This is a genomic window from Photorhabdus thracensis, assembly GCF_001010285.1.
Lineage (GTDB): Bacteria > Pseudomonadota > Gammaproteobacteria > Enterobacterales > Enterobacteriaceae > Photorhabdus > Photorhabdus temperata.
Window position 1 is genome coordinate 3,346,674 of sequence record NZ_CP011104.1, and the last position, 24,296, is coordinate 3,370,969.

Genomic DNA, 24,296 nt, shown 5'->3' on the forward strand with positions numbered 1-24,296 from the left:
CCGTTTATTACTGAGCATCGTGCGCTGAAGTTGTTTTCTGTTCAAAGTGGTAGCGGCCAGTATTCAGACTGCTTGGACCACGACGGGCGAATTTGAACATCAAAAACATTTCTGCGATCAGGAACAAGGTGTAAAGACCGCAAATCAGCGCCATCGAGAACAGGATATCGCTGGCTGCCAAATTGGAACTCGCCACCGCCGTTGGCAAAACTTCACCAATCGCCCACGGCTGACGACCATATTCAGCGACAAACCAGCCTGATTCTATGGCAATCCACGGCAATGGGATGCTGTACAATGCTGCGCGCAGTAACCATTTTTGCTCACCAATACGGCCACGGATAACGCTCCAAAACGCCAGACCAATCAACAATAACATCAGGAAGCCGGCTGCAACCATGATACGGAATGCAAAATAGAGCGGAGCAACGCGAGGAATGGAATCTTTCGCGGCGGCTTTTATCTGCTCTTCGCTGGCATCAGTCACTTTGCTGGTATAACGTTTCAGCAACATGCCATAGCCAAGATCTTGCTTACTTTCATTGAATGCAGTACGAACCGTCGGATCCGTGTTACCTGCCCGCAACTCTTCCAACAGTTGATAAGCCTTCATACCATTACGGATACGCAGCTCATGCTGGTCCATCAGATCACGCAGACCAATAACCGGAGTATCGACAGAACGGGTTGCAATCAGGCCCATGAGATAAGGGATCTGAATGGCATATTTGTTTTCCATTTTATCCTGATCCGGGATACTTATCAGTGTAAAGGCTGCCGGAGGTGGCTGAGTTTCCCATTCAGCTTCAATTGCAGCCAGTTTAGTCTTCTGTACGTCACCCATTTCGTAACCGGATTCGTCACCCAGAACAATAACGGATAGCACAGCGGCGATACCAAAACTTGAAGCAATCGCAAATGAACGTTTAGCAAATGGAATATCACGGCCTTTAAGCAGGTAGTAAGAGCTGATGCCAAGAACGAAAATCGCCCCTGTCACATAACCCGCCGCAACGGTATGAACAAATTTCACCTGAGCAACCGGGTTCAGTACTAATTCAGCAAAACTCACCATTTCCATCCGCATGGTTTCAAAGTTGAAGTCAGACGCAATCGGGTTTTGCATCCAACCATTAGCAACCAGAATCCAAAGTGCGGAGAAGTTAGAACCTAACGCAACCAGCCAGGTTACCGCCAAGTGCTGTTTTTTACTGAGACGATCCCAACCGAAGAAGAACAAACCGACGAATGTAGACTCCAGGAAGAACGCCATCAGACCTTCGATCGCCAGAGGCGCGCCGAAAATGTCACCGACGTAGTGAGAGAAGTATGACCAGTTAGTCCCGAACTGGAACTCCATGGTCAACCCTGTTGCGACACCCAGAGCAAAGTTAATACCAAATAACTTGCCCCAGAATTTTGTCATATCTTTGTAAATTTGTTTACCGGAGAGCACATATACTGTTTCCATAATCGCCAGCAAAAACGCCATACCGAGCGTTAGCGGAACGAACAGGAAATGATACATTGCCGTTAAGGCAAACTGTAATCGTGACAGTTCGACAATATCAAACATCTTGACTCCTTGCTCCTAGCAGGAAAGCACCGGCTTGCGGCAACCTGACTTCGTATAAGAACCTATTCAGGGCACTAAAACGAAAACCTTATAACTACCAGCAATAAGTGCCTCTAAAATAACAACGCATTACCAAGTGAATTAAAAACCTAATTAGACTAATAGTATAGTACGCTTATATTCCCATACAATAAATACGTTTTACGTGATTTAGATTAGAATTCTGAATATAAGTCAATAATTGCAGTTATTGTTTAATGGAAACTCATTGATCAGGATCAATTTAAGCAAATTATAAAAATAATGCCATAGTAATAACTTGATTTTAATAATTTTTTTCTAGTTAGTGTTAACTATTCTGTCTATTATTTCATTTTGGTTGGCATATTGTTAATTATTTGTTTATTTAGATAATTATTGATTTCTATATTGCTGTGAAATGACTTTTAAAATTAACTTTTTATTTTCATCCTTAAGAAAATATTATTATTAATGTCGTCTTTATTAAATTTAATTTAAATAAAGAGCACTAATGAAATTCAGTTTAAATTAATTGGAGAATACCAAACTGAAAATAAAAATTTAATCGCAGACAATACTGCCCACACAAAATAGAAAGGCCACTTATCAGTGGCCTCATATATAAATATTTTTTATCAGAAGTTACTTACCAGCAAGTAACTCTTTCACTGCATCACCGATGTCTGCCAGACTGCGGACCGTCTTCACGCCAGCCGCTTCCAGAGCAGCAAATTTTTCGTCCGCTGTTCCTTTACCACCCGCGATAATGGCGCCGGCATGGCCCATACGCTTACCTTTTGGTGCAGTCACACCGGCGATGTAGCCAACAACAGGCTTAGTTACGTGCTGTTTAATATAAGCCGCCGCTTCTTCTTCCGCATTACCACCAATTTCACCAATCATTACGATGGCTTCTGTTTGCGGATCTTCCTGGAACAATTTCAGGATATCAATGAAGTTAGAACCTGGAATTGGGTCGCCACCGATCCCAACACAGGTAGATTGTCCTAAACCTGCATCAGTGGTCTGTTTTACTGCTTCATAAGTCAGCGTACCTGAACGGGAAACGATACCGACTTTACCTGACTGATGAATGTGACCCGGCATAATGCCAATCTTACATTCACCCGGCGTGATAACGCCTGGGCAGTTAGGGCCGATCATACGAACACCCGCTTCATCCAATTTCACTTTAACAGCCAGCATATCCAGAGTCGGGATACCTTCAGTAATCGTGATGATCAGTTTGATGCCAGCGTCGATAGCTTCCAGAATGGAATCTTTACAGAATGGAGCCGGAACATAGATAACGGAGGCCGTTGCCCCGGTTGCCTCTACCGCTTCACGAACAGTATTGAAAACAGGCAATCCCAGGTGCTCAGTACCGCCTTTACCTGGCGTAACACCACCCACTATTTGGGTGCCGTAGGCAATCGCTTGTTCTGAATGAAAAGTACCCTGACTACCGGTAAAACCCTGACAGATAACTTTAGTGTTTTTATCGATTAAAATAGACATTATTTGGCCTCCACTGCGGCTACTGCTTGCTTCGCTGCGTCTGTCAGGCTGGTTGCAGCAATGATATTCAAACCACTGTCAGCCAGTTTTTTCGCTCCCAACTCAGCATTGTTTCCTTCCAAACGAACAACAACCGGTACGTGAACACCCACTTCTTCCACCGCACCAATAATACCATCAGCAATCAGGTCACAACGGACAATACCACCAAAGATGTTAACCAATACTGCTTTCACATTTTCATCTGACAGGATGATTTTAAACGCTTCTGTAACACGTTCTTTGGTTGCACCACCACCCACATCAAGGAAGTTCGCTGGTGCGCCACCATGCAATTTAACGATATCCATCGTACCCATTGCCAAACCTGCGCCATTTACCATGCAACCAATGTTGCCATCCAGCGCGACATAGTTCAGTTCCCACTGTGCCGCCTGCGCCTCACGCGGATCTTCCTGAGATGGGTCATGCATTTCACGCAGTTCAGCCTGACGGAACAGTGCGTTACCATCAGCGCCCAGTTTGCCATCCAGACAAATCAGATCACCCTGAGTCGTGATAACCAGCGGATTAATTTCAACCAGAGCCAGATCGCGCTCCAGGAACAGATTTGCCAATCCTAAGAAAATTTTAGTGAACTGGCTGATTTGTTTACCGGTTAATCCCAGTTTAAATGCCAGTTCACGCCCCTGATAAGACATAGGGCCAACCAGTGGGTCGATAATCGCTTTATGAATCAGTTCCGGCGTTTCTTCCGCAACTTTTTCAATTTCAACACCCCCTTCAGTAGAGGCCATGAACACTACACGACGCGTACCACGATCAACCACAGCACCGAGATACAACTCCTTCGCAATATCAGTTGCCCCTTCGACCAAAATCTGGTGAACAGGCTGCCCGTGCGCATCTGTTTGGTAAGTGACCAGACGTTTGCCCAGCCATTGTTCAGCGAAAGCGCGAATTTCTTCTTTACTGTTAACCAATTTCACGCCACCCGCTTTACCGCGGCCGCCAGCGTGAACCTGGCACTTAACCACCCAAGGGCCAGCACCAATTTTAGATGCTGCTTCTTCTGCTTCACGCGGTGTAGTGCAGGCATAACCAGCCGGAGCGGGTAAACCATACCGTGCAAAAAGCTGTTTTGCCTGATACTCGTGTAAATTCATGATGTTCTATCCATAATCTAATCTGAGAAGAGCAATTGTCTTCTTATTTTTTTGTTGCTTTGGATATAGCCAGTCCAAAGACTGGCTGTGCATGTACATTTGTTTACTTCAGACCGGGCAGATATTAGCGCGTATCTGCCCTTAATTATGTTGCTATACGTCCAGCAGCAAACGTGCAGGATCTTCCAGCATTTCTTTGATGGTCACTAGGAAGCCTACAGACTCGCGTCCATCGATCAGACGGTGGTCATAAGACAGTGCCAGATACATCATCGGAAGGATCTCTACCTGACCATTAACCGCCATCGGACGATCTTTAATGGCATGCATACCAAGAATCGCACTCTGTGGCGGGTTAATAATTGGAGTAGACATTAAGGAGCCGAATATACCACCATTAGTAATCGTGAAATTACCGCCAGTCAGCTCTTCGACGGTCAATTTACCGTCCCGGCCTTTGATAGCCAGCTCTTTAATACGTTTTTCGAGTTCAGCCATGCTCAGTGCATCTGCATCACGCAGTACCGGCGTTACCAGACCACGCGGTGTAGATACCGCAATACTGATATCGAAATAGTTGTGGTAAACCACATCAGTACCATCAATAGAAGCATTCACTTCCGGATAGCGTTTCAGTGCTTCAACCACCGCTTTCACATAGAAAGACATAAAGCCCAGACGCACACCGTGGCGTTTTTCAAACGCTTCGCCGTACAGCTTACGCATTTCCTGAATCGGCTTCATGTTAACTTCGTTAAACGTTGTCAACATCGCAGTGTTGTTTTTCGCTTCCAGCAGACGTTCAGCCACGCGCTTACGCAGGCGAGTCATTGGAACACGTTTTTCGCTGCGGTGCGGCAACAAAGAATCCTGGGCAGAAGCAGAGATTTCTGCTGATTTATTACCCGCTTTTTCGTTATCAGCCATATGTTTTTCCACGTCTTCGCGGACAATACGCCCACCAACACCACTGCCTTTAATCGCTTTAGCATCAAGATCATGTTCTGCAATCAGACGGCGAACCGCCGGGCTGAGTGCGTCGTTGCTCTCTTCTTCCAAACCCGCAGTCTGGCGTTTAGCCAAAGTTGCTTCCGTTTTTTCTTTTACTTCTGTCGGCTTACCAGTGCTATCGCCCAAACGGATACGACCAAGAAGCTGACTGGACAGAACGGTTGCATCTTTCACTTCCAAAATAGCTTCTAAAACACCGGCTTCACTGGCAGGCACTTCCAGCACCACTTTATCCGTTTCGATTTCAACCAGCACTTCATCACGTTCAACACGGTCACCCTCTTTTTTGTGCCAGACTGCAACAGTGGCATCAGCAACAGACTCGGGCAAAACAGGAACCAGAATATCTACGCTACTCATTTTCTATCCTTATTTATTCAACGTTCAGTGCGTCATTAACCAGCTCTTGCTGCTGCTGCTGGTGAACTGACGTATATCCAACTGCCGGGGAAGCAGACGCAGGACGACCTGCATAACGTAAAGAAGCCCCGAACGGGATCACTTCACGGAAGTTATGCTGACTGCAATACCAGGCCCCTTGGTTTAACGGCTCTTCCTGGCACCAGACAAAATCGTGTACATGAGCATACTGCTCCAATGCTGATTGAACATCCTGATGAGGGAACGGATACAGTTGTTCAACACGCACGATAGCGACATCAGTTTGTTCGTTCTTACGGCGTTGCTCCAACAGGTCGTAGTAAACTTTACCTGAACAGAGTACAACCCGTTTAACACCTTTAGGATCCAGCGCATCAGCTTCACCGATAACTGTCTGGAATTTACCGTTAGCCAGTTCATCCAGGCTGGAAATCGCTAATGGATGACGCAACAGTGACTTCGGTGACATAACAATCAATGGACGGCGCATACCACGCAGAGCCTGACGGCGAAGCATGTGGTAAACCTGAGCCGGCGTTGACGGTACGCAAACCTGCATGTTCTGTTCTGCACACAGTTGCAGATAGCGTTCCAAGCGGGCTGAAGAGTGCTCAGGCCCCTGACCTTCATAACCATGCGGCAACAACATAACCAGACCGCACATACGGCCCCATTTCTGCTCACCGGAGCTGATGAACTGGTCAATAACAACCTGTGCCCCGTTAGCGAAATCACCAAACTGTGCTTCCCAGATGGTCAGAGCACGGGGTTCCGTTGTCGCATAGCCATACTCAAACGCCAGAACCGCTTCTTCAGACAGAACAGAATCCCATACATCGAATGCGCCCTGACCGTTATGAACGTTCGACAAAGGCACATAAACAGAACCATTAGCCTGATTATGAATAACAGCATGACGATGGAAGAAAGTACCACGGCCCGCGTCTTCACCAGATAAACGCACCGGAATACCTTCATCAACTAAAGTCGCGTAGGCTAAATTTTCTGCCCCACCCCAATCGAACAATTTATCGCCGTTCGCCATCTCTGCGCGGTCATTATAAATTTTCGCTACGCGGGAGTGCATTTCCACTTCTTCCGGGACAGAGCTGATACGTCGGCCCAGATCCTGCAAACGCTTAATATCGACTTTATGTGGATATTCTTCATCCCAATCGTGATTAAGATAAGGCTCCCATGTAAATGAGTGCAACCCCATTGAACGCCACTCTTCAACGACACAGTCACCACGGTCAAGGGCGTCACGATACAGGTTAACAATCTCAGTCACATCATCGACTGATATCAACTGCTCAGCAACCAGCTTATCAGCGTAGATTTTACGTGGCGTTGGGTGTTTCTTAATTTTCTGATACATCATTGGCTGAGTCGCGCTTGGTTCATCAGCTTCGTTATGACCATGACGGCGGTAACACACCAGATCGATCATCACGTCACGTTTAAAGGCATTACGGAAATCCAGAGCCAGACGGGTAACAAACGCTACTGCTTCCGGATCGTCTGCGTTAACGTGGAAAATCGGTGCCTGCACCATTTTGATGATATCGGTACAGTATTGTGTTGAACGGGCATCTTTCGGGTTCGACGTTGTGAAACCAATCTGGTTGTTGATAACAATACGAATCGTACCACCCACTTCATAACCACGGGCCTGAGACATGTTCAGGGTTTCCTGCACAACGCCCTGACCGGTAACGGCGGCATCACCGTGGATAGTGATTGGTAATACCATATTACTGCGGCCTTCATCCAGACGATCACGGCGAGCGCGTACTGAACCAATAACCACAGGGCTGACAATCTCAAGGTGAGATGGGTTAAATGCCAATGCCAAATGAACCTTAGCGCCCTCAGTGGCAAAATCAGACGAGAAACCCTGATGGTATTTCACATCGCCGGTACCAAGGTGCTCTTTATGCTTACCGGCAAATTCATCGAACAGATCCGCCGGTTTTTTACCTAAGATATTAACCAGAACGTTGAGGCGACCACGATGAGCCATTCCCATCACAACTTCCCGCGTATCGTGCTTACCCGCATGACGGATAAGATCTTTCAACATAGGGATCAGTGCGTCACCACCTTCAAGAGAGAAACGTTTCGCTCCCGGAAACTTCGCGCCCAGATAACGTTCCAAACCTTCAGCTGCCGTCAGTTCCGCCAGAAAACGCCGTTTTTCCTCTGCGCTGAACTGAGAGCTGACGGTAACAGATTCCAGACGCTGCTGAATCCAACGTTTTTCTTCCGTATTCGTGATGTGCATGTATTCAGCACCAATAGAACCGCAATAAGTGCGTTTCAGTGCTTCATACAAATCAGCCAATTTCATCGTTTCTTTGCCGAGAGCAAAAGAACCTACATTAAATGTCTCAGCAAAATCAGCTTCCGTCAGATTATGGAAAGCGGGATCTAAATCAGGAACACTATCCTGTTTCCATAATCCCAACGGATCAAGATTCGCATTTTGATGGCCGCGGAAACGGAATGCGTTGATGAGCTGCAAAACTTTAACTTGTTTTGCATCCATTGCCGGATCGCTGACAGAGGAGTGATAACGCGTAGTATCTTTCGCAAGGCGGCGGAAGTAATCACGCGTCTGCGAGTGGAGTTGTTCACCGCTTAATCCCGCATCCGGCAATTGTTGGAAAATTTCTTTCCAACTTGCATCAACGGAGTTTGGATCGGTTATATAGTCTTCATAGACTTGCTCTATGTAAGACTGGTTTGAGCCAGCCAGGAAGCTTGAATCCAGCCAGTCCTTCATTGCGCCGTTCTGCATTGTGATCCCTTAAGCTTTAAAAGCTTTAGTTTTCGCCGTGGTTAACTATCACCGCTTAAATGCGGTGTCGATAAAAGGTTCATTTGGACGTGCTTTATGCATGTTCTCTTTTGGGTTTCGGAACCCTTCAAGGAACCTTTAAAAACCGTTAAATGGTTTTTAAAGGTTCCTTGCCTCAAAGCTTTTGTCATCATCAGCAGTTGGCAACTCATCATTCTCAATTCTTTGTGCCCTCCGCAGATAAAACTGCGCGGAGGGCAGGCCAATTACGCGCTATGTTTTAACAGCATAGACTTAATATGACCAATGGCTTTTGTTGGATTCAACCCTTTAGGGCACACACTGACACAATTCATGATGCTATGGCAGCGGAAAACACTGAAAGCATCATTCAGCTTATCTAACCGTGAATCGGTTTCAGTATCTCGACTGTCGATCAGGAAGCGATATGCTGCCAGCAAACCCGCAGGTCCGATAAATTTGTCTGGATTCCACCAGAATGACGGACAAGAAGTTGAACAACATGCACACAGAATACATTCGTACAGGCCATCCAGTTTTTCCCTTTGTGCAGGTGACTGTAAATGCTCACGCGCCGGTGGGTTTTTACCGTCATTCAGCAAGTATGGGCGAATCTTCTCATATTGCGCATAGAATTGCCCCATATCCACAACCAGGTCACGGATAACCGGCAAACCCGGCAGCGGACGGATCACAATCTTCTTGCTGCCACGCCGTAAAGCCGAAACCGGTGTAATACAGGCCAGACCATTTTTACCATTCATGTTGAGGCCGTCAGAACCACAAACCCCTTCACGGCAAGAACGACGGAAAGAGAGTGTTGGATCCTGCTCTTTAAGCTGGATTAACGCATCCAGCAACATCATGTCACGCCCATCTTTTGCTTCCAGCGTGTAATCCTGCATACGAGGCGCGCTGTCAACATCCGGGTTGTAACGATAAATCGAAAATTCAAGTTTCATAATCTATTCCTTCGCAACTGGATCATCAGCAACTCATTAGTAAGTACGCGCTTTCGGCGGAAATGCTTCACGCAGTTTTGGCTGCATGTTGACATCACGACGCGTCATGGTCTCAGTTTGCGGCAGATAGAGGGTATGGCATAACCAATTCGCATCATCACGATCAGGATAGTCGAAACGGCTATGAGCACCACGGCTCTCAGTACGGAAGTTAGCGGCAACAGCCGTAGAAAACGCCGTTTCCATCAGGTTATCAAGCTCCAGACACTCAATTCTCTGGGTGTTGAACTCTGAGGAAGTATCATCCAAACGCGCACTTTTCAGCCGTTCGCGAATAACTTTCAGCTCTTCCAGACCCTTCGCCATTGCATCACCTTCACGGAATACCGAGAAGTTATTCTGCATACACGCCTGCAAATCTTTACGAATTTCCACCGGATCTTCGCCAGTACGGGTGCTGTTCCAACGGTTCAGGCGTTGCAATGATTGCTCAATATCAGATTCACTGGCTTCGCGGCTGGTACCCTGCTCCATCAGTGACTCTTTCAGATGTAAACCGGCAGAACGGCCAAACACCACCAAATCAAGCAGAGAGTTACCCCCCAGACGGTTTGCGCCGTGAACCGATACGCAGGCAATTTCACCAACAGCGAACAGGCCCGGAATAACCACATCTTCACCTTTCTCGTTCACAGCCAGCGCCTGACCAGTCACTTTCGTCGGGATACCGCCCATCATATAGTGGCAGGTTGGAATAACCGGAATTGGCTCTTTTACTGGATCAACGTGGGCAAAAGTACGGGACAGCTCAAGAATGCCCGGCAGACGGGATTCCAGCACCTCTTTGCCCAAATGATCCAATTTCAGTTTAGCATGAGGCCCCCAGGGACCATCACAACCACGGCCTTCACGGATTTCAATCATGATGGAACGGGCCACCACATCACGGCCAGCCAGGTCTTTAGCATTTGGCGCGTAACGCTCCATAAAGCGCTCGCCATTTTTATTCAGCAAATAACCGCCTTCACCACGGCAACCTTCAGTTACCAGAACCCCAGCTCCTGCGATACCGGTGGGATGGAATTGCCACATTTCCATATCCTGCACAGGTACACCGGCACGCAGTGCCATACCGACGCCGTCACCGGTATTAATGTGAGCGTTGGTTGTCGATTGATAAATACGGCCTGCGCCACCGGTTGCCAGAATTGTCGCCTTCGCTTTGAAATAAACAACTTCACCGGTTTCAATCGAGATAGCGGTACAACCCACAATGCTGCCATCCTGATTTTTAACCAGATCCAACGAATACCATTCAGAAAAAATAGTGGTGTGATTCTTTAAGTTCTGCTGATACAGAGTGTGCAACAATGCATGACCGGTACGGTCTGCCGCTGCCGCTGTACGTGCGGCCTGTTCACCACCAAAGTTTTTTGACTGGCCACCGAATGGACGCTGATAAACACGGCCGTCATCCAAACGAGAAAATGGCAATCCCATGTGTTCCAACTCCAGAATAGCTTCCGGGCCAGTCTTACACATATACTCAATCGCATCCTGGTCACCGATATAGTCGGAACCTTTTACCGTGTCATACATGTGCCACTCCCAGTTATCTTCATGGGAGTTGCCCAGCGCAACGGTGATACCACCCTGCGCGGATACAGTATGAGAACGGGTTGGGAATACTTTGGAAATCAAAGCACAGGATAATCCCATTTGTGAAATTTGCAGCGCGGCGCGCATACCCGCACCACCCGCGCCAATAACGACCGCGTCAAACTCTCTTACCGGCAGTTTCATCTATACACCCCACACCACAATTGTTCCGTAAATCAAGTAAGCCATCAGTGCAACGATAACCGCCAATTGCAACACCAAGCGCAGCGCCAGTGGCTTTATATAGTCAGTCAGTACTTGCCACATACCAATCCAGGCGTGAGCCAGGATGGAAAACAGTGCCAGCACGGTAAAGACTTTAGTGATGGATGAGGAGAAGAAACCACTCCAGACTTCATAAGTGATCTCCGACGTTGTCGCGACGAAGCCCAACATATAGAGAACATATAAAACAATAATGATTGCGGACGCGCGCAATAATAACCAATCATGGATACCCGTGCGACCTAATGCAGAAGCGTTACTTACCATACCAATACTCCAGCCAGAATCGACAGAATCACAGCAATCCCGATTGCCACTTTGGCAGAGAGACTACCGACTACTAAGTTTTCTTCCAAGTAGCCGAAATCCATCAGCATATGACGGATACCACCACAGATATGGTAAGCCAGTGCGGTCAGAATGCCCCACACGATAAACTTAGCGAAAAATCCCGTCATAATATCGGCGGCTTGCTGAAACCCTTCTTGCGAGGAGAGAGACATCCCTAACAACCAGAGGAGAATTCCTACTGCTATGAAAGTAATGACGCCAGAGACACGGTGCAAGATCGAGGCTATTGCAGAGACTGGAAAGTGTATCGTCTGCAAATCAAGGTTGACAGGTCTTTGTTTTTTCACAATTTTGCCCACACAGCTCTTTTATTATTTTCCTTCCTCCGGACCTGGGCGGAAATCAGACAGCGATAAGGGGATACAAAGACACAACATTTAATCAAGATGAGAGATCCTTCATGTTAAAAAATGTCGTGGTTTAGTTACGCTGGGTGCTCCTACAGCAGGGTAATCCGGAGACCTGGCGGCAGTATATGTGCTTCACATTATTATTACAATTCCAACACAATATGATTAGCTACATTTCCACTGAACAGTGATTAAGATCACGATTCAAACATATTGCACAAAATTAATTATCTTGTTTGACAAACTTTAAACATTTATCTTACATATATGGTTGAAAATACTTTTGAGATTGATTTCCGATAAAAGGAAAGACTTCACTAAAAGCTAAAGTTATGTAACTGTGTAGTCCACACAAATCATAATTTTTTTTGTAGTCATGCATAAAACATAACACTCAAAAACTCGCTAACAATCTGAAAACCATTGTCGTCCGGGGTGAGATTTCAGCCTTAAATGTGATATTGGCCTGATTTCAAATTTTTTCCGGTGGTACAGTGCCAGGGAGCACAGTATAAGAACCTATTCCGTTGGGCATATTAGCGTAGGCCATTCTTGTCAATAAATTGAGGGCACAGATCGCGCGCAGAAACCGGAAAACCGGAATATGCACGCAGTCTGTAAAAAGCGATTCACTCACAAATCGCTCACCAACGCGGGCCATACCAAAGTGCGTTCAAAAGTTATCGCTTTTGTCAGAGCACTCTCCAGGCCCGTTTATGACCAAAAAGAATGGTCAATAAAATAGCCTGATGAGATAGACCCTATACTGTATCTTTCTGCCGTGGTTGTTAAGAGTTATAAAAATGAAAGCGCTAAGGAGACTGTAATGGCAGATAACAAAGCAACTCTAACCCCCCCAAATGGTGCAGTTGCTATTGAATTGGGCGTGCTAACACCGACCCTTGGGTCTCAAGTCATCGACGTTCGTACTCTTGGCTCCAAAGGTTTTTATACCTACGACCCTGGTTTTACTTCCACAGCATCTTGCGAATCCAAGATCACCTACATTGATGGTAATGAAGGCGTATTGCTTCACCGTGGTTTCCCTATCAATCAGCTGGCGACAAAATCCACTTATCTGGAAGTTTGCTACATCCTGCTTTATGGCGAAACACCAACACAAGAACAGTTTGATAAATTCAAAAAAACTGTTACTCGCCATACCATGATCCACGAACAGATCCATCGTCTGTTCAACGGCTTCCGCCGTGATTCTCATCCAATGGCAGTACTGTGTGGTGTCACTGGTGCTCTGGCGGCTTTCTATCACGATGCCCTTGATGTGAACAACCCGCTTCATCGTGACATTACCGCATACCGTCTGCTGTCCAAAATGCCGACAGTGGCTGCAATGTGCTACAAATATTCTATTGGTCAACCGTTCGTTTATCCACGCAATGACCTCTCCTATGCCGGCAATTTCCTGCATATGATGTTCTCCACACCATGCGAAGAATATAAAGTGAACCCAGTGCTGGAACGTGCCATGGATCGCATCTTGATCCTACATGCCGACCACGAACAGAACGCCTCTACCTCAACAGTACGTACCGCAGGTTCTTCCGGTGCTAACCCGTTTGCCTGTATCGCCGCAGGTATCGCTTCCCTTTGGGGGCCTGCGCATGGCGGTGCAAACGAAGCTTGTCTGCGTATGCTGGAAGAAATTCAGTCAGTTGAACATATTCCTGAATTTATTGAACGCGCCAAAGATAAGAACGACGCTTTCCGCCTGATGGGATTTGGTCATCGTGTTTACAAAAACTATGATCCGCGCGCAACAGTCATGCGTGAAACCTGCCATGAAGTACTGGATGAACTCGGCCTGAATGACAGCCTGCTGGAAGTTGCGATGGAGCTTGAACGTATCGCTCTGCACGATCCGTACTTTATTGAGAAAAAATTGTATCCAAACGTGGATTTCTATTCAGGTATTATCCTGAAAGCCATGGGTATTCCATCCACCATGTTCACTGTTATTTTTGCCATTGCCCGCACCATCGGCTGGATAGCCCACTGGAACGAAATGCATGATGACGGTGTGAAAATCGCCCGCCCTCGCCAACTCTACACCGGCTACACTCAACGTGATTTCCAAAGCCAGTTGAAAAAATAATAACAAAATCCGATTACGATTAAGGGCAAAGCTCTAACTTGATAGTTAGGGCTTTTATTTAATTGAGGAAATGACCTTACTATGAATTGATGTTACACCAGCACGACTGAAATCACCGTAAAAATTGATCTCGCCATCTTCCTTGTGTATGCTCGCTTTTCAAGAGCAGATACACACCATCCTGCTCCCTAAATTATCAAACGTAGCCACCGCTTGCGTGTGTAGCCGGATCACCAGGATCAAAATTCACAATTCTATAAAGCGGACAAAACAACGTTAATTATGAAAATATGAAAAGTTTGTCAAAAGCTTTGAAGCCCACTCTGGTGGGCTTCGTTTATTATCGTATTAGAAAAACTTGATCAAACCGGATTGGGAATATCAATATAAGTCACATCCAGCCCATAGTTATCAGCCAACCACTCCCCCAACGCCTTAACACCATAACGCTCAGTGGCATGATGACCCGCCGCATAAAAATGCAGCCCCATTTCACGGGCGATATGAACAGTCTGCTCTGAAACTTCACCGGTAATAAACGCATCAACACCAAATTCAGCCGCCTGTTGAATAAAGCCCTGTCCACCGCCGGTACACCAGGCAAGAGTGCAAATCTCTGCGGGTGCATTATCACCCACATACAATGCCTTGCGACCCAGCGCCTGTTCAATGCGTGAAGCTAACTCAATCGGCGTTATTGGCTGCTCAAACTCCCCATACGGCACGAATGGCTCAATCAGCCCGACAACTTTCGCCTCCATCTTCTGGGCCAGTTGCGCATTATTTCCCAGTGATGGATGGGCATCCAGCGGCAAATGGTAGCCATATAAATTAATGTCATTGCAGAGCAACGTCTTCAGACGACGATGTTTCATGCCACGAATCACCGCCGGTTCATTTTTCCAAAAATAGCCATGATGAACGATAATTGCATCAGCCTGATGGCGAACCGCTTCATCCAATAACGCCTGACAAGCTGTAACACCGGTAACGACCCGCTGAATATGAGTACGCCCTTCAACTTGTAAACCATTGGGCGCATAATCCTGAAACTCGCCAACATTCAGCTCTTGGTTAATCACATTTTCCAGCTCAATATTATGCATCATATTCGTCCTGTATTTGGTTGTGTGGGAGTAACATACCCATCTGCACCAGCCATAGCAATTGAGCTTTGTGATTTTTTCGATTCCGGATAAAGCAAAACGCCTTGCCAGAATAAACAGGCAAGGCGTTTAACTATTTAACCCGAATTCTGTTTAAGCCGTCACTGAAAAATCGTCTTCCGAATAGAAAACTTTCAGTGATGGCTCCTTCCATTTAAGGCAATAAGCAATCAAACCGCCTAAAACGGTCAACATAAATCCTTTTATACTTCGATGGCGAGAATGCTCTATTTGAGAAACGGTTTTTAATTGCCCATTAATCGGTTCGATGATGAAACGCCTTGATAACATTATCTTATCCCACTCAGCCAGCCGCTGTGCTTTCATATTTTTTTGGCGCTTTTGGGTGACGAAAGTGACACCGGTTTTGCCTAAATCGTCTGCCAGTTCCTGACTGAGATAACCTTTATCGCCGTAAAGCGAACCGGTTAATTCTGTTGTTAATTCGCGAACAGGTTCCCGCTCATCCACATTACCGGCAGTGATTTTAAGCGCCAGAATTTCCCCCTGGTGATTGACAACCAGGTGTAATTTGAAACCATAAAACCATATATGGACGCCCCGATTATGCAAGCACTAAATTGATACGGTTTACGACCATATATCCGGCGTCATAAAGGGCTTATTTGCTCGCGCCATGATGTCATCCGCACCCTAGGGCAAGAGCATGAAAGCTTATTTATTATCCATTGCTTAAATTGGCTGCTTTTACAATCAAATGAAGTTTAAGAATCACTCAAGCCAAGATGTTGTTTTGAACAAAACAATGAGTATTTTATCAACATTGTTTGATTATGATTCTATTTGAATGAAATTTAGGCTTTCGTGCTCTTGCCCTGATCCGCACCCTGTTTCCTTATCATCCGTCATCGGTATGTAACGACCTCGGTTTTACTCAGGTTATCGCAGGGCCGATAGCCGTTTTTTCATCAGTGTTTACAAACTCGGTTAAAACGTCTATTTCGATTCACTCAATTCAATTAATTGATAGCAAAAGCCTTCTTCATATTATAATCAACCTTATCCGTCAGAACACGCCAGATAATTCGGGTCAGCTTGTTGGCTAAAGCAACCACGGCTTTCATGGCCCCACATCGGGTAATCAGGGTTCTTAGCCACTCGCCTAAAGGGTCATCCCGTTTTTGTACGCCGCGCATCATGGCGCGGGCACCATGAATAATTAACGTTCGGAGATGACGATTACCCTGTTTGCTCAGGGAAGAGAGACGATTTTTCCCGCCTGAACTGTGTTGCCGGGGGACTAAACAGTTGTCGGCCATTGGCAAATTGAGATGCGCTGACGTCACTCACGAAAGCAGCCGCAATAAGGGGACCGACACAGGGAATAGTGAGCAGAGGGTCATAACCCGGTTGCTGGCGAGACAGTGCCACAATTTCTTTATCCATATCATGGATACGCAGGTTCAGGGCACATAAATCTTCCCGCGAGGTATAAAGTAAACGTCGCAGGGCAGAAGACAAGGCATTGTTCTCATCTTCCAGAACATCAGGTAAATGGTGTTGAAGTGACTGAATGCCAACGGGAATAATCACGCCCTGCTCAGCGAGGAACGCCCGGAGTTGATTGGCAAGCGCGGTGCGTTGCTCCACCATGAGCTGTCGGGCGCTACGCAGTGCTTTAATATCCTGCTGTTCCACTGTTTTAACCGAGACAAAATGGATACCCGGACGACAGGCAGTCTCGCAGATAGCCAACGCATCATTGGCATCGTTCTTTTGATGATGGCTAAAGGCTTTGACGTGCTGGGTGGGGACGAGCCTGACGGTATAGCCCATCGCCTGTAACGTTCTCCCCCAATAATGAGAAGTGGCACAGGCTTCCATGGCAATGACGGTTGATGGCGGGAAAGTCCGCACAACATCAAGGAGTTTTTGCCGTGAAATCTTTCGGTTAGAGGCAACGGAACCGTCCGCCATCCAGACGCAGACCTGAAAAACATTTTTGGCAAGGTCAATGCCAACCACTTTGATCGTATTCATGAGCTGTTCTCCTGAAATTCAGTGCATCGAAAAAAAAGATGGCACTGTTTACCGCTGAAAAAGGGGACGTCCATCACATCATCCCATTGAATTTTTTCCGCGCTTTGCTATCCCGGCAAAGACCTGATGCCGAGGAATGCGAATGTTATGGCAGACACTCAAACTCGTGGAATCAATAAAAGCAATGCCTGTGGGTTTTCCTTTTAATTGAGTCAGATAGCTGCATAGTGGCGCCAAAACGGAAGGGGCCACACTGACAAAACGGGAATAGCTGAGCAAGGTGGGAAAATCGTGGTGGTGATATTTCCAAATGTGTTCCAGATAAAAATGTTTAAAATCCCGGTAATGTAACAGATGAAAAAGGACCAAAATGGTCATGATTTCACTGGGATACATGTGACCTTGTCGGCGGCGTAAACGATGCCCGCTATCAAGACAAAATGGTTCCCATTGAGGGATGAAAAAACGGCAAAAATCATCGACATCACAGAAAATTTCAACTAAGTTGTTCATAGCCTGTTCCTTCCCAGAGCTGTTTCGGCCTGCACCAAAACACTGCTCCTGGAACAGGCTTCATGTTAATTTCTTATCCAGAATTCGGGTTAATTATGTTGCACTTACTATGCGCAATCGCAAAATAATAGCAACACCAGTAATTATACCGGTGTTGCCACATTATTTAGTGATTATTGATAATCGCTGACAGGTGCGCAGGAACAATGCAGATTACGATCACCGTAAACATCATCCAGGCGTTTAACTGCAGGCCAATATTTATTGGCTTCAGATTATTGACAAAGTGCTGGTTTTTTATCCGGCATTTTGTTTTAATTAAGTTCCGTTCACTCAACGGAGCTTGCCACCATGTTAAGACCCCCCCCTCTCCAGACTTTCCCGCCAGAAACGCTCTCGCTTGACGAGCTGGTCCCTAAAAATCATTTGGTCCGTCAAGTCGATGCTGCCATTGATTTCGAATTTATCCGCGAATTAGTCGCCCCGTTGTATTGCCACAATAATGGCCGTCCTGCTATCGATCCGGTCATGCTGATTAAAATGATGTGACTCGGCTACTTGTTTGGCGTCCCCAGTGAACGCCGTCTGGTACAGGAAATTCAGGTTAATGTGGCTTACCGCTGGTTTCTGCGCCTCGGACTGACAGAAAAGGTCCCTGATGCCTCAACCCTGAGCCAGAACCGCCGCCGCCGTTTCAATCATACCGCGGTCTTCCAACAGATTTTTGACCACATTGTTGAACAGGCGATAGCCAAAGGATTTGTGGGCGGACACGTACTCTATACCGACAGCACCCACCTGAAAGCCAGTGCCAATCCGCATAAATCGGAGAATGTCATGCGGTCGGTTCCCCCCGGCGCCTATGTTGACGCACTGGATAAAGCCGTCACTCAAGACCGGGCGGCAGCTGGAAAAAAAGCCTGAAGCCAGCCCTAAAGGAACGGCAGAGAAAGACGAAGGTCAGTACCGTCGATCCGGAAAGCGGGTTTATGCACCGGACCAACAAACCCAGGGGGTTCTTTTACCTTGACCACCGTACCGTGGATGGGCAAGTCGGTATTATCACCGATACCTACGCCACACCGGGTAATGTCCACGACAGCCAGCCTTTTATCAAGCGTTTGACGCGTCAGTTAGAGCGTTTTGCTCTCAATCCCCTCGCGGTTGGGTTGGATGCGGGCTATTTTACGGCCCCGGTTTGTTATCTGACGGAACAGTTAGGCATTATCCCCATCATAGGTTATCGCCGGCCGAATAAGGGACCAAATACCTTTCAGAAGAAACATTTCACCTATGACCAGCTACAGGATTGTTATGTCTGCCCGCAGGGAGAAAAACTGATTTATACCACAACCGACCGTCAGGGATACCGGCATTATCAGGCCCCGGCGGCTATCTGCCAGTGTTGCCCGCAGCGTGATGCCTGCACGCACGCGAAAGGCGGAAAAACGATAACCCGTCATATCTGGGAGGCCAGTAAAGAGCAGGCCAGAGAAAACCGGCTAACGGAATGGGGTAAAAAAGTTTACAAGCGACGAAAGGAAACAATAGAGCGCAGTTTTGCGGATGCGAAGCAACATCACGGGCACCGTTATGCCCATTTTCGCGGGTTGCAGAAGGTGCAAATACAGTGTCTTTTGGCGGCAACTGCCCAAAATATCAAGAAGATAGCCTTGCTGGTCGCGATGCTTTGTTGTTTTTATCTCTGGAGGGCGAGCCAGTCAATGCCCGCGAAGCGAAAATAACGCCCTGACGGGCGATTGAATCGGGTCAATGAGGAAAATGAGTTGTATTATGATTCGTAATGAAAGGAACAAACCCCATTATTTTCAATGGGGTTTGTCAGCGGTCTGCAACACCGGTAATTATACCGGTGTTGCCACATTATTTAGTGATTATTGATAATCGCTGACAGGTGCGCAGGAACAATGCAGATTACGATCACCGTAAACATCATCCAGGCGTTTAACCGCAGGCCAATATTTATTGGCTTTGGTTTCTGCGGTTGGGAAAACAGCAATTTCACGGCTGTAATTATGATTCCAATCAGAAGCCAGCTCAGTTTGTACATGAGGCGCATTGACCAATGGGTTATCTTCCAATGACCATTCACCTTGTGCAACTTTGTTAATTTCAGCACGGATTGACAGCATTGCATCGATAAAACGATCGATTTCCACTTTGCTTTCTGATTCTGTTGGTTCCACCATCAGTGTGCCGGCAACCGGAAATGACATCGTGGGCGCATGGAAACCGTAGTCAACCAAACGCTTGGCAATATCCATTTCACTGATACCAAACTCTTCTTTCAGTGGCCGAATATCCAGAATACATTCATGCGCTACATGGCCGTTATGACCGGTATACAGCACGTCATAATCATTTTTCAGGCGGGCAGCAATATAGTTGGCATTCAAAATCGCTACCTGACTTGCCTGTTTCAGCCCTTGCGAGCCCATCATACGGATATACATCCAGCTAATAGGCAGAATGGATGCGCTGCCAAACGGAGCGGCAGAGACGGCTCTCTGTTCAGTAAGACCATCCATTTGAACCACTGAATGCCCCGGCAAGAACGGCGCTAAATGCGCTTTTACGCCAATCGGCCCCATACCTGGACCGCCACCGCCATGTGGGATACAAAATGTTTTGTGCAGGTTGAGGTGTGAAACATCAGCGCCGATAAAACCGGGCGCGGTGATTCCAACCTGTGCGTTCATATTTGCACCATCAAGGTAAACTTGACCACCATATTGATGAATGATTTCACACACCTGACGGATAGTTTCTTCATATACGCCGTGTGTTGATGGGTAGGTCACCATGATGCAGGAAAGCTCATCACCGGATTTTTCCGCTTTTTCGCGCAGGTCCGCCAGATCAATGTTGCCCTCTTTATCACAACTCACCACCACAACGGTCATACCCGACATATGAGCCGAAGCTGGGTTGGTGCCATGAGCAGAACTTGGGATCAAACAGATATGACGATCCTCTTCTCCACGGCTTTCGTGGTAACGGCGAATAGCAAGCAGACCCGCATATTCGCCCTGCGCACCAGAGTTTGGCTGCATACAAACAGCATCATAACCTGTTAATTGAACCAACCAGTGGGATAACTGGCTTATCATCTGCTGATAACCCTGCGCCTGCTCTGGCGGACAGAATGGATGCAGCTGATTAAATTCAGGCCAGGAGATCGGTAACATTTCTGCCGCAGCATTGAGTTTCATGGTGCAAGAACCCAGTGGGATCATGGCCTGATTCAGTGCCAGATCTTTGCGCTCAAGACGGTGCATATAGCGCATCATATCTGTTTCGCTGTGATAGCGGTTGAAATTCGGATGCTGGAGGATGTCATCATTACGCAGCATTGATGCAGGAATGGAATGGTTTTCCGCTATCACATTCTCATCCAGTGCCTCAACATCCAGCTTGCTATCTGTGCCTGTCAGTACAGAGAATAATTTGACCAAATCATCTCGGTTGGTGGTTTCACTCAATGTGATACCCACTGCGCCGTGAATATCGCTACGCAAGTTGATTTCCGCTTTGTCTGCCCGAGCCAGTACCGCAGCTTTATCGGCAACTTCAACGGTCAAGGTGTCAAACCAGGTTTTGTAGCGCAGAGTAAATCCGGCTTGCTGTAACCCGGCTGCCAGAATGTCAGTCAGACGATGAATGCGGCCGGCAATGCGTTTCAGTCCTTTCGAGCCATGATAGACCGCATACATACCCGCGATGTTTGCCAACAACACTTGCGAGGTACAGATGTTGGAGTTCGCTTTCTCACGGCGAATATGCTGCTCACGGGTCTGCATTGCCATGCGCAGTGCGGTATTTCCCGCCGCATCACGGGAAACGCCGATAATACGTCCCGGCATAGAACGTTTGAATTCATCACGGCAGGCAAAAAATGCCGCATGGGGGCCGCCATAACCCATCGGTACACCAAAACGTTGAGCAGAACCAAACACCACATCCGCCCCTTGTTTGCCCGGTGCGGTCAGCAGTACCAGCGCCATCAAATCAGCGGCAACGCTGATAATGATTTTGCGTTGTTTCAGTTGCGCGATCAGGTCGGTGTAATCATGAATTTCACCTTTTGTCCCCACCTGTTGCAACAACACACCAAATACACCTTCCAGCTCCAGGACTTTTTCCGCTTTATCCACAATCACATCAAAACCAAAGGTTTCAGCGCGGGTACGGACAACATCCAATGTTTGAGGGTGTATGTCATCAGCAACAAAGAAACGATCAGCGTTTTTCAGTTTGCTGGCACGTTTTGCCATTGCCATTGCTTCAGCCGCCGCGGTGGCTTCATCCAGCAAAGAAGCAGAGGCAAGATCCAAACCCGTCAGATCGATTGTTACTTGCTGGAAATTCAGCAGTGATTCAAGACGCCCTTGAGAAACCTCCGGCTGATAAGGTGTATAAGCGGTATACCAGCCAGGGTTTTCTAATAAATTGCGTAAAATAACCGATGGCAGGACAGAAGGCACATAACCCATACCAATATAGGATTGGTAACGCTTATTCTGGCTGGCAATGGCTTTCAGTTCAGCCAGTGCTTGCTGTTCAGTCGCACCACCGCCCACATCGGGCGGCTCTGGTAACGCGATATCGCGGGGAACAATTTTCTGTGTTAATTCATTGAGGGAACTTGCCCCCACTGTCGCCAGCATCTCTTTCTGCTGTTCGGTGGAAGAGCCAATATGACGGCGGATAAACTCGCCCCGGTTCTCGAGTTGGCTTAATGTTTGGGTCATTTGTTACTGATTCCTGAAGCAGGCCAGAAATGGCATACAAATAAAAACGCCCTGCTCACGATGTGAAGCAGGGCGACGGTGGGCTATTATTCTTCTTCGTCCAGAAGCGCCTGATATCCTGCGGCATCCAGCAGATTAGCAAATTCACTCTCATCAGAGGCTTTAATACGGAACAGCCAACCTTCATTATAAGGCTCGCCATTAACCAATTCAGGCGCTTCACCCAGCGCTTCATTAACGGCAATCACTTCACCACTCAGTGGCGCGTAAATATCAGAAGCGGCTTTTACTGATTCAACAACGGCACATTCATCACCAAAATTAAATTCATCGCCTACTTCTGGCAAATCAACAAAAACCATGTCGCCTAGCAGTTCCTGCGCATGTTCGGTAATACCTACAGTGTATTCACCATTGCCTTCTGCGCGAACCCACTCGTGTGATTCAGCATATTTTAACTCTGCGGGTACATTACTCATCACCATTGTCTCCTTCAATCTTAGAACTTATCTCACCTCATTAGGCTATTTTGTTTTCCTGCACCAATCATGCCTAATGGATAGGGTACTATTTAATCATCAAGTTATTAGACTATACGAGAGGTTTACCCGCCCGTACAAAATTGGGTTTGACTACCTGAACCGGCATCTCACGATTGCGGATTTGTACAATTGCCTGTTCACCAATCCCTTGTGGTACACGGGCAAGGGCAATACTGAATCCTAATGTTGGGGAGAATGTACCGCTGGTAATAACGCCAGCGTGTAAGGCGCCCGCTTCATCAGTAAAACTGACCGTTAAACCACCACGTAATACACCTTTTTCTCTCATCACCAGGCCAACCAACTGTTCAGTGCCATCTTCACGCTGTTTTTCCAGCGCTTCACGGCCGATAAACTGACGATCTTCTGGTTTCCAGGCGATTGTCCAGCCCATATTGGCTGCCAGTGGAGAAATGGTTTCATCCATTTCCTGTCCATAGAGGTTCATACCCGCTTCAAGCCGCAAAGTATCACGGGCGCCTAGCCCTGCGGGCTTAACGCCGACACTAAGCAATTTTTGCCAGAAATCTGCTGATTGCTCTTTTGGCATCGCCACTTCATAGCCCGCCTCGCCGGTATAACCCGTTGTTGCGATAAACAGATCACCAGCCTGAACACCAAAGAAGGGTTTCATTCCGGCAATAGCCTGTTTTTGTTGATCGTTCAGCAGAGACTCTACTTTTGCCTGAGCTTCAGGCCCCTGAACAGCAATCAATGCCAGATCATCACGCACCTGAATATCAACCGGGTAATTGGCAGCATGTTCATTGATCCAAGCCAGATCTTTTTCACGGGTTGCAGAATTGACCACCATCCGATAAAAATCATGGCTAAAGTAATAAACAATCAGATCATCAATGACACCGCCGGAAGCATTAAGCATCCCGGTGTATAAGGCTTTGCCCTTTTCTGTCAGTTTAGCAATGTCATTTGCCAGCAGATAACGCAGGAAATCACGGCAGCCAGTACCATGCAGATCCACAATCGTCATGTGGGAAACATCAAACATACCGGCATCAGTGCGGACAGTATGATGCTCATCCATTTGTGAACCGTAATGCAAAGGCATCATCCAGCCATGAAAATCTACCATACGTGCACCGCAGGCCAGATGCTGGTCATACAATGGAGTGTGTTTTGCCATTATT

Annotated in this window: 14 protein-coding genes and 5 pseudogenes; 2 read left to right on the plus strand and 17 right to left on the minus strand. The window is 47.0% G+C overall.

Features of this window, described 5'->3' with window-relative positions; translation table 11 throughout:
• Window positions 1-7: 7 nt before the first annotated feature.
• From cydA to sdhC, 9 genes are all read right to left on the minus strand, one after another.
• Window positions 8-1,576 carry a cytochrome ubiquinol oxidase subunit I gene (gene cydA / locus VY86_RS14410; RefSeq protein WP_021325055.1) on the minus strand — a complete coding sequence of 523 codons (1,569 nt, stop codon included), beginning with the start codon at window positions 1,574-1,576 and terminating at the stop codon, window positions 8-10.
• 663 nt (window positions 1,577-2,239) lie between these two features.
• Window positions 2,240-3,115 (minus strand): succinate--CoA ligase subunit alpha, encoded by an 876-nt coding sequence (gene sucD / locus VY86_RS14415; RefSeq protein WP_046975453.1) that lies wholly within the window; start codon window positions 3,113-3,115, stop codon window positions 2,240-2,242.
• Complete coding sequence (gene sucC, locus VY86_RS14420) at window positions 3,115-4,281, minus strand: ADP-forming succinate--CoA ligase subunit beta (protein WP_046975454.1); 1,167 nt, start codon at window positions 4,279-4,281, stop codon at window positions 3,115-3,117. The genes sucD and sucC overlap by 1 nt, the downstream gene beginning before the upstream one ends.
• 153 nt (window positions 4,282-4,434) lie before the next feature.
• Complete coding sequence (odhB, locus tag VY86_RS14425) at window positions 4,435-5,652, minus strand: 2-oxoglutarate dehydrogenase complex dihydrolipoyllysine-residue succinyltransferase (protein WP_046975455.1); 1,218 nt, start codon at window positions 5,650-5,652, stop codon at window positions 4,435-4,437.
• A gap of 13 nt (window positions 5,653-5,665) precedes the next feature.
• Window positions 5,666-8,473, minus strand: a complete 2,808-nt coding sequence (gene sucA, locus VY86_RS14430) for a 2-oxoglutarate dehydrogenase E1 component (RefSeq protein WP_046975456.1) — start codon at window positions 8,471-8,473, stop codon at window positions 5,666-5,668.
• Between the two features lie 266 nt (window positions 8,474-8,739).
• Entirely contained in the window at window positions 8,740-9,456 is a 717-nt protein-coding gene (locus VY86_RS14435) for a succinate dehydrogenase iron-sulfur subunit (RefSeq protein WP_036838575.1), read from the minus strand.
• A 36-nt stretch (window positions 9,457-9,492) separates the two neighbouring features.
• Complete coding sequence (gene sdhA, locus VY86_RS14440; RefSeq protein ID WP_046975457.1) at window positions 9,493-11,259, minus strand: succinate dehydrogenase flavoprotein subunit; 1,767 nt, start codon at window positions 11,257-11,259, stop codon at window positions 9,493-9,495.
• Window positions 11,260-11,607 carry a succinate dehydrogenase membrane anchor subunit gene (sdhD, locus tag VY86_RS14445; protein ID WP_046975458.1) on the minus strand — a complete coding sequence of 116 codons (348 nt, stop codon included), beginning with the start codon at window positions 11,605-11,607 and terminating at the stop codon, window positions 11,260-11,262.
• The gene (gene sdhC / locus VY86_RS14450) at window positions 11,601-11,990 is read right to left on the minus strand and encodes a succinate dehydrogenase cytochrome b556 subunit (protein ID WP_021325060.1); all 390 of its coding nucleotides are present in this window, start codon (window positions 11,988-11,990) and stop codon (window positions 11,601-11,603) included. Before sdhC ends, sdhD begins: the two co-directional genes overlap by 7 nt.
• Before the next feature lie 877 nt (window positions 11,991-12,867).
• On the opposite strand from sdhC, the gene VY86_RS14455 reads away from it, so the two are divergent.
• Window positions 12,868-14,154, plus strand: a complete 1,287-nt coding sequence (locus tag VY86_RS14455; RefSeq protein WP_046975459.1) for a citrate synthase — start codon at window positions 12,868-12,870, stop codon at window positions 14,152-14,154.
• A 362-nt stretch (window positions 14,155-14,516) separates the two neighbouring features.
• Here VY86_RS14455 and VY86_RS14460 read toward each other — a convergent pair whose 3' ends face one another.
• From VY86_RS14460 to VY86_RS26545, 5 genes and pseudogenes are all read right to left on the minus strand, one after another.
• Entirely contained in the window at window positions 14,517-15,260 is a 744-nt protein-coding gene (locus VY86_RS14460; RefSeq protein ID WP_046975460.1) for a type 2 GTP cyclohydrolase I, read from the minus strand.
• 153 nt (window positions 15,261-15,413) lie between these two features.
• A pseudogene (locus VY86_RS14465) lies at window positions 15,414-15,869 on the minus strand (IS982 family transposase); the annotation flags it as partial.
• 431 nt (window positions 15,870-16,300) lie between these two features.
• Window positions 16,301-17,321, minus strand: a pseudogene (locus tag VY86_RS14470) (IS110 family RNA-guided transposase).
• 81 nt (window positions 17,322-17,402) lie between these two features.
• A pseudogene (locus VY86_RS14475) lies at window positions 17,403-17,834 on the minus strand (transposase); the annotation flags it as partial.
• Between the two features lie 173 nt (window positions 17,835-18,007).
• Window positions 18,008-18,103, minus strand: a pseudogene (locus tag VY86_RS26545) (hypothetical protein); the annotation flags it as partial.
• Window positions 18,104-18,185: 82 nt separating this feature from the next.
• On the opposite strand from VY86_RS26545, the pseudogene VY86_RS23560 reads away from it, so the two are divergent.
• Window positions 18,186-19,579 (plus strand): annotated as a pseudogene (locus tag VY86_RS23560) (IS5-like element ISPlu14 family transposase).
• A 150-nt stretch (window positions 19,580-19,729) separates the two neighbouring features.
• On the opposite strand, the gene gcvP reads toward VY86_RS23560, so the two are convergent.
• The 3 genes from gcvP to gcvT form a co-directional block, all read right to left on the minus strand.
• The gene (gene gcvP, locus VY86_RS14490) at window positions 19,730-22,606 is read right to left on the minus strand and encodes an aminomethyl-transferring glycine dehydrogenase (protein WP_046975462.1); all 2,877 of its coding nucleotides are present in this window, start codon (window positions 22,604-22,606) and stop codon (window positions 19,730-19,732) included.
• A gap of 86 nt (window positions 22,607-22,692) precedes the next feature.
• Entirely contained in the window at window positions 22,693-23,085 is a 393-nt protein-coding gene (gcvH, locus tag VY86_RS14495) for a glycine cleavage system protein GcvH (protein WP_046975463.1), read from the minus strand.
• Between the two features lie 112 nt (window positions 23,086-23,197).
• Window positions 23,198-24,292: a glycine cleavage system aminomethyltransferase GcvT gene (gcvT, locus tag VY86_RS14500; protein WP_046975464.1), complete on the minus strand. Its 1,095-nt coding sequence runs from the start codon at window positions 24,290-24,292 to the stop codon at window positions 23,198-23,200.
• Window positions 24,293-24,296: the final 4 nt, after the last annotated feature.

Coding starts and splice junctions, on each gene's coding strand:
- cydA (WP_021325055.1), bottom strand. CDS start 1,576: ATGTTTGATATTGTCGAACTGTCACGATTACAGTTTGCCTTAACGGCA.
- sucD (WP_046975453.1), bottom strand. CDS start 3,115: ATGTCTATTTTAATCGATAAAAACACTAAAGTTATCTGTCAGGGTTTT.
- sucC (WP_046975454.1), bottom strand. CDS start 4,281: ATGAATTTACACGAGTATCAGGCAAAACAGCTTTTTGCACGGTATGGT.
- odhB (WP_046975455.1), bottom strand. CDS start 5,652: ATGAGTAGCGTAGATATTCTGGTTCCTGTTTTGCCCGAGTCTGTTGCT.
- sucA (WP_046975456.1), bottom strand. CDS start 8,473: ATGCAGAACGGCGCAATGAAGGACTGGCTGGATTCAAGCTTCCTGGCT.
- VY86_RS14435 (WP_036838575.1), bottom strand. CDS start 9,456: ATGAAACTTGAATTTTCGATTTATCGTTACAACCCGGATGTTGACAGC.
- sdhA (WP_046975457.1), bottom strand. CDS start 11,259: ATGAAACTGCCGGTAAGAGAGTTTGACGCGGTCGTTATTGGCGCGGGT.
- sdhD (WP_046975458.1), bottom strand. CDS start 11,607: ATGGTAAGTAACGCTTCTGCATTAGGTCGCACGGGTATCCATGATTGG.
- VY86_RS14455 (WP_046975459.1), top strand. CDS start 12,868: ATGGCAGATAACAAAGCAACTCTAACCCCCCCAAATGGTGCAGTTGCT.
- VY86_RS14460 (WP_046975460.1), bottom strand. CDS start 15,260: ATGCATAATATTGAGCTGGAAAATGTGATTAACCAAGAGCTGAATGTT.
- gcvP (WP_046975462.1), bottom strand. CDS start 22,606: ATGACCCAAACATTAAGCCAACTCGAGAACCGGGGCGAGTTTATCCGC.
- gcvH (WP_046975463.1), bottom strand. CDS start 23,085: ATGAGTAATGTACCCGCAGAGTTAAAATATGCTGAATCACACGAGTGG.
- gcvT (WP_046975464.1), bottom strand. CDS start 24,292: ATGGCAAAACACACTCCATTGTATGACCAGCATCTGGCCTGCGGTGCA.